The organism is Paenibacillus aestuarii, assembly GCF_027789125.1.
In the GTDB taxonomy this organism is placed as follows: Bacteria; Bacillota; Bacilli; order Paenibacillales; family NBRC-103111; genus Paenibacillus_E; species Paenibacillus_E aestuarii.
Genome location: NZ_JAQFVF010000023.1, coordinates 172,995 through 185,614, shown reverse-complemented (window position 1 = coordinate 185,614; position 12,620 = coordinate 172,995). Strand labels below are relative to the sequence as shown.

The 12,620-nt window shown below is 49.2% G+C and carries 19 protein-coding genes; 16 read left to right on the top strand and 3 right to left on the bottom strand.

Features of this window, described 5'->3' with window-relative positions; translation table 11 throughout:
• The first annotated feature begins 6 nt into the window (after positions 1-6).
• The 9 genes from O9139_RS09465 (at position 7) to O9139_RS09430 (ending at position 6,042) form a co-directional block, all read left to right on the top strand.
• Entirely contained in the window at positions 7-261 is a 255-nt protein-coding gene (locus tag O9139_RS09465; RefSeq protein ID WP_270879215.1) for a hypothetical protein, read from the top strand.
• A gap of 26 nt (positions 262-287) precedes the next feature.
• Entirely contained in the window at positions 288-914 is a 627-nt protein-coding gene (locus tag O9139_RS09460; protein ID WP_270879214.1) for a class I SAM-dependent methyltransferase, read from the top strand.
• A 181-nt stretch (positions 915-1,095) separates the two neighbouring features.
• Positions 1,096-2,199, top strand: a complete 1,104-nt coding sequence (locus tag O9139_RS09455) for a GntR family transcriptional regulator (RefSeq protein ID WP_270879213.1) — start codon at positions 1,096-1,098, stop codon at positions 2,197-2,199.
• A 382-nt stretch (positions 2,200-2,581) separates the two neighbouring features.
• Positions 2,582-2,872 (top strand): glycosyl hydrolase family 18 protein, encoded by a 291-nt coding sequence (locus O9139_RS33180; protein ID WP_333742554.1) that lies wholly within the window; start codon positions 2,582-2,584, stop codon positions 2,870-2,872.
• Complete coding sequence (locus O9139_RS33175; RefSeq protein ID WP_333742553.1) at positions 2,856-2,999, top strand: hypothetical protein; 144 nt, start codon at positions 2,856-2,858, stop codon at positions 2,997-2,999. The genes O9139_RS33180 and O9139_RS33175 overlap by 17 nt, the downstream gene beginning before the upstream one ends.
• A gap of 156 nt (positions 3,000-3,155) precedes the next feature.
• The gene (locus O9139_RS09445; protein WP_270879212.1) at positions 3,156-4,157 is read left to right on the top strand and encodes an aldose 1-epimerase; all 1,002 of its coding nucleotides are present in this window, start codon (positions 3,156-3,158) and stop codon (positions 4,155-4,157) included.
• A gap of 99 nt (positions 4,158-4,256) precedes the next feature.
• On the top strand, positions 4,257-4,436 hold the full coding sequence (locus O9139_RS09440; RefSeq protein WP_270879211.1) for a hypothetical protein: 180 nt from the start codon (positions 4,257-4,259) through the stop codon (positions 4,434-4,436).
• Positions 4,437-4,548: 112 nt separating this feature from the next.
• Positions 4,549-5,343, top strand: coding sequence for an ABC transporter ATP-binding protein (locus tag O9139_RS09435; RefSeq protein ID WP_270879210.1), 795 nt, complete (start codon positions 4,549-4,551; stop codon positions 5,341-5,343).
• A 156-nt stretch (positions 5,344-5,499) separates the two neighbouring features.
• Complete coding sequence (locus O9139_RS09430) at positions 5,500-6,042, top strand: NUDIX hydrolase (protein ID WP_270879209.1); 543 nt, start codon at positions 5,500-5,502, stop codon at positions 6,040-6,042.
• 4 nt (positions 6,043-6,046) lie between these two features.
• On the opposite strand, the gene O9139_RS09425 is transcribed toward O9139_RS09430, so the two are convergent.
• Entirely contained in the window at positions 6,047-6,739 is a 693-nt protein-coding gene (locus O9139_RS09425; RefSeq protein WP_270879208.1) for a class I SAM-dependent methyltransferase, read from the bottom strand.
• A 142-nt stretch (positions 6,740-6,881) separates the two neighbouring features.
• Between O9139_RS09425 and O9139_RS09420 the strand changes: the two genes are divergently transcribed.
• Positions 6,882-7,604, top strand: a complete 723-nt coding sequence (locus O9139_RS09420) for an AAA family ATPase (RefSeq protein WP_270879207.1) — start codon at positions 6,882-6,884, stop codon at positions 7,602-7,604.
• Here the strand turns inward: O9139_RS09420 and O9139_RS09415 are convergent.
• A complete protein-coding gene (locus O9139_RS09415; RefSeq protein WP_270879206.1) occupies positions 7,601-8,029 on the bottom strand; it encodes a threonine/serine exporter family protein in 429 nt (142 codons plus the stop codon). The genes O9139_RS09420 and O9139_RS09415 overlap by 4 nt on opposite strands.
• The gene (locus tag O9139_RS09410; protein WP_270879205.1) at positions 8,029-8,805 is read right to left on the bottom strand and encodes a threonine/serine exporter family protein; all 777 of its coding nucleotides are present in this window, start codon (positions 8,803-8,805) and stop codon (positions 8,029-8,031) included. Before O9139_RS09410 ends, O9139_RS09415 begins: the two co-directional genes overlap by 1 nt.
• 152 nt (positions 8,806-8,957) lie before the next feature.
• On the opposite strand from O9139_RS09410, the gene O9139_RS09405 reads away from it, so the two are divergent.
• The 6 genes from O9139_RS09405 (at position 8,958) to O9139_RS09380 (ending at position 12,541) form a co-directional block, all read left to right on the top strand.
• Positions 8,958-9,782, top strand: a complete 825-nt coding sequence (locus O9139_RS09405) for a metallophosphoesterase family protein (protein WP_270879204.1) — start codon at positions 8,958-8,960, stop codon at positions 9,780-9,782.
• A 32-nt stretch (positions 9,783-9,814) separates the two neighbouring features.
• A complete protein-coding gene (locus O9139_RS09400; protein ID WP_270879203.1) occupies positions 9,815-10,270 on the top strand; it encodes a GNAT family N-acetyltransferase in 456 nt (151 codons plus the stop codon).
• A gap of 21 nt (positions 10,271-10,291) precedes the next feature.
• Positions 10,292-10,837 carry a DUF1697 domain-containing protein gene (locus O9139_RS09395; RefSeq protein ID WP_270879202.1) on the top strand — a complete coding sequence of 182 codons (546 nt, stop codon included), beginning with the start codon at positions 10,292-10,294 and terminating at the stop codon, positions 10,835-10,837.
• A 1-nt stretch (position 10,838) separates the two neighbouring features.
• Positions 10,839-11,267, top strand: coding sequence for a DUF6157 family protein (locus O9139_RS09390; RefSeq protein ID WP_270879201.1), 429 nt, complete (start codon positions 10,839-10,841; stop codon positions 11,265-11,267).
• A gap of 132 nt (positions 11,268-11,399) precedes the next feature.
• Positions 11,400-12,155, top strand: a complete 756-nt coding sequence (locus O9139_RS09385; RefSeq protein WP_270879200.1) for a DUF2087 domain-containing protein — start codon at positions 11,400-11,402, stop codon at positions 12,153-12,155.
• A 29-nt stretch (positions 12,156-12,184) separates the two neighbouring features.
• Entirely contained in the window at positions 12,185-12,541 is a 357-nt protein-coding gene (locus tag O9139_RS09380) for a GIY-YIG nuclease family protein (RefSeq protein ID WP_270879199.1), read from the top strand.
• Positions 12,542-12,620: the final 79 nt, after the last annotated feature.

Genomic DNA, 12,620 nt, shown 5'->3' with positions numbered 1-12,620 from the left:
ATGAGCATGATTGAAATTTTGAAAGCTACGATGGAACACAGCAAAGAGGACGGCTATTTAGGACATGTGGAGTTCACGGTACAAGGACATGAGTTTCCTTACGAGATCACCCTGCAGAGCAAAAGCCGCAGAGACTGGAGTTATGCCCTGAATTTTTCCAAAGAGTCCGGAAAAGAAGAAGATATTGAAGCCGTTGAAGAGCTGTTGGAGGAAGATGAAGTTTTTGATCAGCTAGTTGATGCGGCGTTGAGCAGCCTCTAGGCTGTAAGACAAAGGGAGCGTGTGGCGTGGAAGATACACAAGTCAAATCCATCTTGAAAACGAGCTATGACCAACAAGCTCAACAGCGCAATCAATCGGAAGTCCAGTCTTGGAAAATAACCGAGATGCAGAAGTTTCTCGCTCATTTGAAGCCGGCAGCAGCGGTTGTGGATTTGGGGAGCGGCCCGGGGCATCAAGCCGAATATTTGCAGCAGCATGGCTGTGACGTGACCTGCGTCGATTTATCCGAAGAGATGGTTCGCATTTGCCGGCAAAAAGGTCTGAGAGCGGAAGCGATGGATTTTTATGCGCTGGCATTCGTTCCGGAGTCATTCGATGCCGTATGGACGATGAATGCGCTGCTGCATGTGCCTAAGGCAAGCCTCCGGCAGGTGCTCGAGCAGATTGAGCGAGTGCTAAAGCCGGACGGTCTCCTCTACCTTGGCTTATATGGCGGCTATGAAAGCGAAGGGATCTGGGAGGAAGATAACTACAGGCCGCAGCGGTTTTTTGCTTTTTATGAGGATGCGCATATTCAGCGCTTGGTGGCGGAAGTGTTTGATATGGAACAGTTTACGATTGTAACAATGGAAGACGGCATGAAACTGCATTACCAATCGATTATTGCGCGAAAAAAGCAGGTGCGGTCTTAGACAATAGGCACTGGCTCACCTTGCTCAGCTTACGCTGGAAAACCCGTTTATGGACGGGTTTTTCCTTTTTTTGTAACAGAACGCGTTGGTACGTCTCCTCAGTGGAATCAGCTCATATGTACATACAAGTTCAAGCAATGCTATAATACGACAAGAATGAATGAAACACCTGAGGTGAAGCATGAAAGAAAAGCAATTGCCCAAGTACTTGCAGTTAAAACAGGAAATTTTGGAATGGCTCCATGCCGGGAAATTAAAGCCGGACGAGCAGATGCCTTCAGAGAATGAAATTGCCGAGCAATTTCAGTTGAGCCGGCAAACCGTACGGCAAACGTTCGGGGAGCTGGAGCAGGAAGGCTGGCTGTACCGCGTTCAAGGGAAAGGGACTTTTGTCTCCACACCGCAAATGCAAAAAGGGCGCGACATCCAGACGATCGGGGTCGTGACCACATATATTTCCGACTATATCTTCCCGCATATTGTGCGCGGTGCTGAAGCCGCTTTGAGAAATAAAGGCTATAGGCTGCTGCTGTCCAGCACGGACAACGACAAGGAAAAAGAGAAGGAAAGCCTGCATATGCTGATGAGTCAGCCGCTCAGCGGGTTAATCATTGAGCCGACGAAAAGTGCGGAAGGAAATCCGAATCTTAATTATTTCTTATCGCTCGATTACCACAACATCCCATATTTGATGATCAATGCACGTTATCCGGAAATGAACTGTCCCTCATTGATCGTAGACGATGAAGAGGGCGGGTTTCTGGCGGCGCAGCATCTTATCAAGCTTGGGCACCGGCGGATTGCCGGATTTTTCAAAACCGATGATTTGCAAGGGGTGAACCGGCTTAAAGGGTTTATTCGCGCACATCGGCACGAGCAAATTCCTTTGTCTCCGGATTGTGTGGTCGATTATACGACCGAGGAGAAAACGACGACGCCATACGAAAGTGCGCTGGCGATGCTGGCTGACGGCGAACAGCGGCCTACGGCCATCGTCTGCTATAACGATGAGCTTGCCGTGCAGCTGCTGGAAGCCATTCGCACCGTCGGATTACAAGTCCCGGAGGACATTTCGATCGTCGGCTTTGACGACTCTTCCTTGGCCACGGCGACGGAAGTGAAATTAACGACTTTAGCCCATCCTAAAGCAGAATTGGGTACCGATGCGGCTGAGTTGTTAATCCAAATGATTGAAAAAACAAGTGTCAACAGCCCCGATGCCGGGAAAATATACAAGCCTGAATTAGTCATTCGGGAATCTACAGCACGTCTTTTACCCCGCTAAAAAATACGCCATTCAACTTGTACGGACAAGTTTTTTGGTTTGAGTAGCAAGCGTACAAGGAAGCTCTCTATGCGCAAATTCTATGTGCAGCGTCGATTGCGGGACAGAACCCGGGAGAGGGTGCTCCTTGATCTCAGTAACGGCACAGAGCGTGTAGATCATGTGCAGCCTGAACTGTGTGGCGCAGAGTGGTTAGCGGAAAGGAATTCCACGTTGGTTTCATAGGCTTCAGAGTAAATAGCGGAAGGGGACTTCCGCTATTAATTATTTTCAGGCTAGCGGATGTGGGATAGCGGAACGGGAGTTCCGTTATTCCTAATTTTCGCGCCAATTTGAAAGGTTGCAGCGAGGAAAGCGGAGCCACAGTTCTGCTTTTTTATTTTTGCGGCAGAACGCACCGTTCTACTATGATCCTGCAGATCCCAATGCCGATCCGACTCATTTCAATGTCGATTCCAGTATCACCTCATTTCTCTCCGCAGGTGTGCCTGCAGCGAAGCTCGTGCTCGGACTTCCTTATTATGGAAGAGGGTGGGGCGGCTGTGCCAATGTGAACGGCGGTCAATACCAAAGCTGCAGCGGCGTCTCGCAAACAGGCACATGGGAGCATGGTTCATACGATTTCAACGATCTGCAAGCCAATTACATTAACAAAAATGGCTACACCCGATGAGCAATCCATTCAAGCCCAAATTGATTACATTAAATCCAAAGGCCTAGGCGGCGCGATGACTTGGGAGGTGACCGGTGACCGCAACAAGACGCTGCAGATGATAGTGAAGCAAGGACTGCTGCCTTAACTTGTCATAAGAGACCATGTGTCTACCAGGGCACAGGTCTCTTTTGTCCATTTGGCGAGTTCCTTTCTTCCATTGACTTCAATCTGCGAAATGAATTAAAGTTAGTTTAATGGCTTGACCAATTATTGGCACAGTAGTGGGAGGAGAGCTTGGCGTATGACAGCGAAAGCATTTGCGGGCACGTATCAAGGAGAAAAGGCGGTTTGGCTGCAAGTAGGCCGTTATGAAGCAGCAGTATTACCGGAAATCGGTGCGAATTTGATTGCATTCCGGGATGTAGAAAGCGGTTACCGGTTTTTACATGAGCCGACATTGGAAGAGATGGACTCTTTTAAAGCGAGACCGATCATTCACGGCATTCCCGTTTTATTTCCGCCTAACCGTTATGAAGACGGCAAATTTCCTTGGAACGGCAAAGTTTACGAATTTCCGGTGAACGAAGCGAAAACCGGCAACCACTTGCACGGATTCGTCCATGACATTCCATGGGCGGTTGAGAAGGCTACCGCCGATGAAACCGAGAGCCGTGTAACGTTGGCGCTGCAAGTAAGAGAGGGACATGCTGTTTACACTTACTTACCGCACGAGTTTACGATTCGTTTGACATACACGTTGAACGCTCACGGTTTGCATAAGCAAATCAGTGTTCATAATGAAGGCAAAGATGCGATGCCATGTCTGCTGGCGTTCCACACGGCCATCAATGCGCCATTTGCGCCGAATAGCAGCGCAGCGGACTACACGTTCAAGATGACGATCGGCAATCGCTGGGCGTTGAACGACAGAATGCTGCCGACAGGTGAATTCCAGCCATTAACGGCGGACGAAGAGAAGATGAAGACAGGTGGTTTGTCGCCATTTTTCGCTTCGATGGACAACCATTACACAACAGCCCCGCAAAACGGCCGCAATTACATGGAATTGACGGACGCCAAAGCTGGTGTGAAGCTGGTTTACGATGTTGGCACGTCGTACAAGCAATGGATGATTTGGAATAACGGAGCGACAGAAGGCTTCTTCTGCCCAGAACCGCAGATGAATTTGGTCAATGCGCCGAATGTGAAGCAGCTGCCTGCCGACCAAATCGGTCTGGTGTCTCTAGCCCCAGGTGAAGTTTGGGAAGAGACAGGCCGGCTTTACGTCATTGAACTTGCATAATAGAAATTGAAGCGTATGGCTTGAACCCCTTTCGACGGCAGGATAAATCCGGCTGTTCGGAGGGGGTTTTCACCTGAGATTAGAAATGAGGAAAGATGAATGTCCATTGACAATATGTCCGTAGATGAGCTGAAGGATGAAGTCGTCAAGCTCAGAGAGGAAAATTTGATGTTAAAGCAGGAAATCGCCAAGCTGCGCAGCGCCAAGCGTCCAGCGTCGAAAGCGACGCAAGCGATGGAAACGATGTCAACAAAGTTGAAAGAGGCGCTCCGGGAGTAGTTGTGCATTGACTTTAGCTGCTATCTCTTTTATAATGAGAATCGTTATCATTCAATTAATAATGATTCTCATTATATACTCTTCAGAATAGATAGAGCGGGAGATGAGCTTTTTGGGAAAAGATCGTTTGGTTACGCTGCATTTGGATATCGCTTATGAGGAGCGTTTGATTGTTCGAGATTTGAACGTGTCCATGCCCAACGGGCAAATCACGGCCTTGGTCGGTGCGAACGGTTCTGGGAAATCGACGATCTTGAAAACGCTGGCGCGTATTTTGAAGCCAAAGCATGGCAGTGTTCTGCTGGACGGCGAATCGATACATAAGCAATCGACGAAAGAAGTTGCCAAGCAATTGGCGATCCTGCCGCAAAACCCGACCGCTCCGGACGGATTGACGGTCGCTGAATTGGTCGGATATGGCCGTTATCCGCATCAGAAAGGGTTTGGCTCCTTGACGGAGGAGGATCGCAAGATCATTCACAGCGTCATTGAGGTGACGGGGATGAGCGCCTTTGCAGATCGTCCGGTAGATCAGTTGTCCGGCGGTCAGCGTCAGCGGGCGTGGATCGCGATGGCGCTGGCGCAGCAGACGGACATTGTGCTGTTGGATGAGCCGACGACGTTCCTGGACATGGCGCATCAGCTGGAAGTGCTGAAGCTGCTGGAGCGGCTGAAGGAGCAAGAAGGACGGACGATAATTATGGTCGTCCACGATCTGAACCATGCTACGCGCTATGCGCAGCATGTTGTTGCGATCAAGAACGGCAAGGTGGTCGCAGAAGGCTCGCCGAACGAAGTCGTGACGCCGGAAGTGCTGCGCGAGGTGTTCGGCATCGAGGCCGACATCGTCGAGGATCCGCGCACGGGTACGCCGCTTTGCTTGCCATATGAGCTGGCCTTGGCCTAGTGAGTGGCGCAGCGGCAGGATAGAAGACAGCTTGAATGAGCTGTCTTTTTTGCGTTGCAGCCGTTGTGGTCACCTGATGCTCCCGGCTGCGCAACTTTCGCTGTGCGGGCAAGTCAAACTAACTATACATAGAAATGATTGGATAGGAGCGCTCAAATGAACCCGAACATCATCAAATACAATCTCTGCTTCATTCAACGCGGCGATGAAATTTTGCTGCTCAACCGCGAGAAATCTAGCTGGATGGGCTGTTGGAATGGCGTCGGCGGGAAGGTCGAGCTAGGCGAGGCTACCAGAGCAGCCATGAAGCGGGAAATTCACGAGGAAACACAGATCGAGCGCTATTCGCTTCATTTTAAAGGGCTTGTGACGTGGACCGAGGATGGCGCCGATTTTGGCGGCATGTATCTCTATTTGGCTGAATTGCCAAGCGACTATTCCTATGCAACCCCGATACGTACGGATGAAGGCATCCTGGATTGGAAAAAACTCGCATGGATCCATCACCCGGAAAATATGGGGGTTGCAACGAATATACCGCAGTGTCTGACATATTCGCTGCAACTTGAAGGCTGCTATGATCATCACTGTGTTTATGAACGTGGACAAATGCGAGAGATGATCTCGACGCCGGTTCCAGCAGCGATCGAACAGAATGCAGAGGCATTGGCGCAATATTTGCGGAGCCGCTACCTCTAAACTTCTAAAGCTTCCTGCCGTACATCACAACAAAGTTGTAGTACTTGTATACACAATCCGTGTCGGAGAAGCCGGCCTTACGCAGCCAGCCAAGCTGCTGATCGAGCGGCGCCATTTTATCCAGCTTGGTGCGCTCATATGCGGCTGTCAGCGCATCGCGGCTCAAGTCTGTGCGCTCAATTTTCTCTTGCCAGTCGGAGCGGTACAGCTGGTCCAGATAAGGCGTGCTGCCCAGCACTTGATCCGCGTTGACGAAGATGCCGCCCGGCTTCAGCAGCTGGTAGACGCGCCTGTAGAGCGCTTCTTTTTCCTCGTCCTCCAAATGGTGGATAGATAGCGAGGATATGATACAATCGTAAGATACCGGATAGTCATAGTGAAAGTAGTCCCCAGCAATATACGTAATGTGAGGATGATCGGCGCCAAAGCGCGCCTTAGCTACGTCCAGCATCGCTTCCGATAAGTCGATCAGCGTCAAGTTGGCATCTGGATAGCGCTCCAAGGCAAAACGGGAGAACAGTCCAGTACCAGCCCCGAGATCCAGAATGTGCGGTGCGCTATCCTCGGCTTGGATCAGTGAAGCGGCAATCTGATAAAAATCATCAAAGCACGGAATCAGTTTTTTCCGCTGTCCGTCATAGTTGGCGGCGACTTCGTCGAACTTCGACTGGATAGGACTTCTTTTGGAATCGTTCATACGTGTACACTCCATTCTAAGCGTTGTCTTGGAATAATCTTATCGGAACTAATCACCGAGTACCAATATATAGTAATAATGAACTTGATAGGTAAAACCTATAAACGAAACGAAATCTATATACAAATTCAAGGTGATGCTTATGTTTTTGCACGAAATAACAAAATTGAACGAAGTCATTCCCAACGAGCGCCAATACCCGTTCCACATTCCAGCGATCCGGCAACTAGACAGGCTGCGCCTGGAGAAGCGCGTCACTTTTTTTGTAGGTGAAAATGGTTCCGGTAAATCGACGTTACTGGAAGCGATAGCGTATCAGTGCGGATTTCATACCGGCGGGGGCGGGCGGAATAACAGCTATGAACTGGACGCCTCCGAATCGCATCTAGGCCAATTCATCCGCTTATCGTGGAAGCCGAAGGTGAGTAATGGGTTCTTTTTGCGTGCGGAATCGTTCTATCAGTTCGCTTCCCATATCGATGAGCTGGCGAAGGAAGACCTGCGCATTTACGATTATTACGGCGGCAAATCGCTGCATCACCAGTCGCATGGTGAATCGTTTTTATCGTTATTCAAAAACCGATTCGGCCGGCCAGGCCTGTATCTGCTGGATGAACCTGAGGCCGCGCTGTCGCCGACGAGACAACTCTCTTTTTTAAGCCTGATTCATGAATTGCAAAAGAGTGCGCAGCTCATCATCGCTACACACTCTCCGATTTTGCTCGGCTATCCGGATGCCGATATTATTCATTTTGATGATCAACCGCTGGCCAGAATCCGCTATGAGGACACCGACCATTATCAGATTACGCGCCGTTTTTTGGAGAACAGGCAGATGTTCCTCAGAGAGCTTATGGCTGATTAACGAGGCTTCGATTTGCCCATGACATGGTTAATTACTTCCGAGAACACAAGTCCGATCGCAATCGCACCAGAGAGCATAAACGCTTTGGTTGCCAGCTGGACGGCAAGGTCATACTGGTTCTCCACGACATTGCGCATGGCGTCATACGCCAGTCCTCCGGGAACGAGCGGAATGATGCCGGAGACACTGAACACGATGACAGGTGTTTTATAGATTTTGGAAAAAATTTGGCTGGTCAACGTCACGACAAATGAAGCGATCAATGTGGCCATGATCGGATTGAGCGGAATTTGCAGGAACAGCAAATAGAGCATCCAGCCCGCCATGCCGACAAACCCGCACTGCAGAAGCGTTCGTCTTGGCACATTAAAAAGTATGGCAAAAGCGGCGGTGGCTACAAAGCTGGTCGCAAGCTGCGCAAGCATTAAGCCATCCCCTCTCCGTTATAAAATGACAGAACGAAGGCAATGCCCGCCCCAATGGCAAAAGCGGTAAAAAAAGCTTCGGCACCCTTGGAGACTCCGGAAACGAAATGACCGGCCATTAAATCCCGGACCGCATTTGTAATAAGCAGTCCCGGAACGAGCGGCATGACCGACCCGATGATGATTTTATCCAGATCGTGGCCAATGCCGATTCGCAGAAGCAGGAACGCCATCGCGCCAATCAACAGGGAGGCCAGGAACTCGGCGAAAAATTTAATCGGCACCACACGATGAAAGTAGATGAGAAAAGAAAGTCCAGCGCCGCCGATCACAAACGCAGAGACAAAATCGTGCCATTGACCGTTAAACATAATAAGAAAACAACCGCTTGCGACGGCGGCTGACAAGATCTTGAACCAGTTCGGGTAGCTCGGGCTTGCTTTATCAATGCGCTCCAGGAGGCGGTTCGCTTCCGCCACCGAAAGCTGGCCTTGGCTGATCCGCCGCGAGATGGCGTTTACCTCCGTCACTTTATGAAGATCTGTCGATCGTTCAGATATCCGGATTAACCGGGTGATCTGTTCAGGACCGTCGAATGAAAAAATGATGCCGGTCGGCGTTACGAAGCTATGTGCGTTAGGAAAACCAAAAGCGCCTGCAATGCGGATCATTGTGTCCTCCACGCGGTACGTTTCACCGCCGTTCTCTAGCATGATTTTCCCGGCCTTGAGACACACTTGGGCAATCTCGTATGTAGATGGGGGAGATTCATCCATCGGTCAATTCTCCTTTTGCAGGTATTTGCCCAAAGTATAGTATACGGTACAAAGGCTTTCAAGCTTTTCATGGAAATCTTTGAAAATTGTTGTTGGATGGATGCAACATTCTGTTGTAAACTCACTATATATCGATCACAACGAGGGATTTCATGCGGCAATTCGATCTTATATCCGATATTCATCTGGATTTTTGGGTGAATGAGACATCGAGCTTATGGTGGCAGGAGTGGAAGTTAAAGCGATTTATCCGCAAGTTGCTGCCTGAAGATGTCTCCAACACACTGCTTATAGCCGGAGACTTAGGTCATAGCAATAAGCAAAACTACCTCTTCCTCAAACAGTTGAAGAAGTATTATGCCAATATTGTTGTGGTGATGGGCAATCACGATTATTACTTGGACAAGGCGTCGCTCGCCCGGCAGGGGAGCCGGGATTCGATGGACCGCTGTCGTCATATGATGATGATCGCCGACAGGCTGCCGGGGATCCGCTATTTGGACGGCGACACGGTGATGCTTGATGGCATCGTATTCGGCGGCTGCGGCATGTGGTATGACCTGCAATATGGCATTCAAGTGCTCAAATCGACGCAGGATCATATTTTCAAGCAATGGATTCAAGTGTCCAATGATTACACGCACCTGCGCGGCAAGCCGCGAATGACCTTGGACATGTTTCAGCTGGAGAAGGCGAAGCTGGAAAAAGTGATCGCCGCGTCTGACGTCATCGTGACCCATGTATCACCGGATTGGAGCCGGGTGCCGAAGGGGCGAGAGCTGGAGCTGACGACGAGCTTTTATTATTTTGACGGATCGGGATATGCCGACCAGCTAGCCGGTAAAATTTGGTGCTTCGGTCATATTCATGAGAGAATGGATTACGTGGAGCACCGCTGCAGATTTATTAACGCATCGCTTGGGTACCCCAAACAGCGGAGGGAAGTACCGGCGAAAATTCGCACGATTACGATTTAACATTTTTGGAAATAATGGAGGCTGCTTGGATCATGGGTTTCAACATACAGCTTGTACATCATACAAATGCGGACTTATTAGCACTTATTGCCAAATTGGATCAGGATTTAATGGAACGGTATCCGATAGATGAAATCCATTTTGTCGACTTTACCGATCCTTCCGTGGAACAAATTACATTCGCCGTTGTCTATGACGGTGAAACGCCTGTCGGCTGTGGCGCGCTGCGTCCGATTGATGCGGATAGCACCGAATTGAAGCGATTTTTTGTTGACAAATCGTACCGCAAACGGGGCATCGCCACGCAATTGCTGGCATTCCTGGAGCAACAAGCGATTGGCTTGGGCTATTCTATCATTCGTTTGGAAACCGGCGCTCCGCAACCGGAGGCTATCGCCTTATATACGAAGAACGGCTATTATCCGATCGAGCCATTTGGAGAATATGTGCACACCGCGAGCAGTTTATGTTTTGAAAAAAAGTTTTGAGAAGAAGAGAGGGTGCTTCTCATGCCAACATATATCGCACTGCTGCGCGGCATTAATGTCAGCGGGCAAAAAATGATCAAAATGGATCAGCTCCGCGGCATGTTTGAAACCATGGGGTTTCAACAAGTGATAACTTACATTCAGAGCGGAAATGTCATCTTTGAGGCAGAGCAGCTGGAAAGCTCCAAATTGGAGGCGCAGATTGAACAAGCGATCAAACAAACATTTGATTTTGATGTGCCTGTGCTGATTCGAACTTCGGCGGAATGGGAGGACGTTTTGACCGCCAATCCTTTTCCTCCTTGCAATGACAGCGGGGCGAAGCTTTATGTCACTTTGCTGGCGAATCAGCCTGCGCCAGAAGCTATAGCCAAGCTGCAGGCGGCTCAGAATGACGTTGACCAATTTCGCTTGGTCGACCGCCAAGTGTACATAGTTTCGGCAAATTACGGGAAGTCAAAGTTCAGCAACACGTTTATCGAGAAAAAGTTAGGCGTGAAAGCAACGACCCGCAATTGGGAAACGATGGGCAAGCTCAGTCAACTCGCGGCTGGAGGAGGCCAATAATATGGGAAGTTACGTAAACACTTTCATTCGAGTATCGCCTGATTGTCCTGTCGAACATGGAGTTGTGCCAACGGCCAAAAAAGACACCAAACCGGCGCATTTGATTCAATATGAGCTGCTTATCAATGAGCCGTATGCTTATACGCAAGATGAGCTAATCTTCGCTATACATATTCGGCATAAGCAAATTCCGCAAAGCGAGGTCGAAGAACGGGGCGATGACATCCATGCAGCGCTATTTGCCAAAAACCACCCATGTTTGCGGGCATCGATGCTGCCAAAGAAATACGGTTGGGGCGTACATTATAATGACGCTGGGAGGATCGCCATTTATCCGATGGAGTCCGAAGCCTACCAGGCTTTTATCGATGCTGAACATGCTGCGAATGGCCCTAAGCTGTTGTATGCGATGCGGAATTCCCGGGGCTGAATAACTAAACCATAGAGTTAAGCGTGCGTAGCCGCTTAGCTCTTTTTTGTTATTTCTGCAGATTGACAAAATCGTAGACAATGTATTAATATGTCTACTGTAAGACAAACGAAGAAAAGGTGTGTTTGTGATATGAGCATAGATGAATGGTTCTGGAATGCATCGGTTGATGAAATGAAGAGCGGGTATGTACAGGAAGGCGATCAGTTTACTTGCCTTTTATGTGGCAGCCAAACGGAAAGAGGGGTCGTCTACCCGCATGCCGGCGCTTTTTACGAGGCAGAGCGGTATATGAAGATCCATATTCAGCAAGCGCATGGCTCTGTATTTCATTATTTGATCGGATTGGATAAGAAGCTGACAGGTCTAACAGACCATCAAAATAGTTTAATCCAGCTCTTTTACGAAGGGAAAAGTGACAGTGAGGTGCAGCAGGCAATGGGGATCGGGAGCGCCTCCACGATTCGCAACCACCGTTTTGGGCTGAAAGAAAAGGAGCGGCAGTCGAAAGTATTTTTAACTTTGATGGAGCTTCTGAAGGAAAAAGACCAGCACGCGCCGGCATTTGTCGATTTCCACAAAACCGCGACGATGGTCGACGAACGCTACAATGTGACCCAGGATGAGTACGATAAAATCGTCAAAAAATACTTTCCTGATGGCCTTGGCGGCGGTCTTACAGCTTTTGGCAAACAGGAAAAACACAAGCTGATCGTGCTGAAAGAAATCGTTAAGCAGTTTGAGGCGGAACGAACGTATGATGAAAAGGAAGTCAATGAGATTTTAAAGCCGATTTATCATGATCATGTATTGCTGCGCAGATATTTAATTGAATATGGTTTTTTAGATCGTAAGGATGATGGCAGTCAATATTGGCGGAAAGGTTGAACATCATGAAGAAGAAGGAGTCGAATGAGATGAACCGGAGAAAAGAACTGCAGCAAATGTATAAAGAGTTGAAAACCGAAGCGGGTGTTTATCAGATCCGCAACACCGTAAACGGTAAAATTTTTATCGATACGCTTCGCAATGTGAAGTCGATTAACGGACGGCAAGGGCTGCTCGGGATGGGCACGCATCTTAACCGCCAGCTGCAGGAGGAATGGAAGCAGTACGGGGCGGATGCGTTCGCTTTTGAATTTCTAGAAACGTTTGAAGTGAAGGATGAGCCGTTCTTCGATGTGAAGGATGAGCTGAAGAAGCGCGAGGCCAAATGGATCGAGCAGCTTCAACCGTACGATGAACGCGGCTATCATAAACGTAAAAGCAATTAAAGCTATGGGAGTGGAGCGCCTGGTGCAGGGCGCCCACTCCTTTTCACATATTTAGGCATCGAGTTGGTTAGCCTGAGGG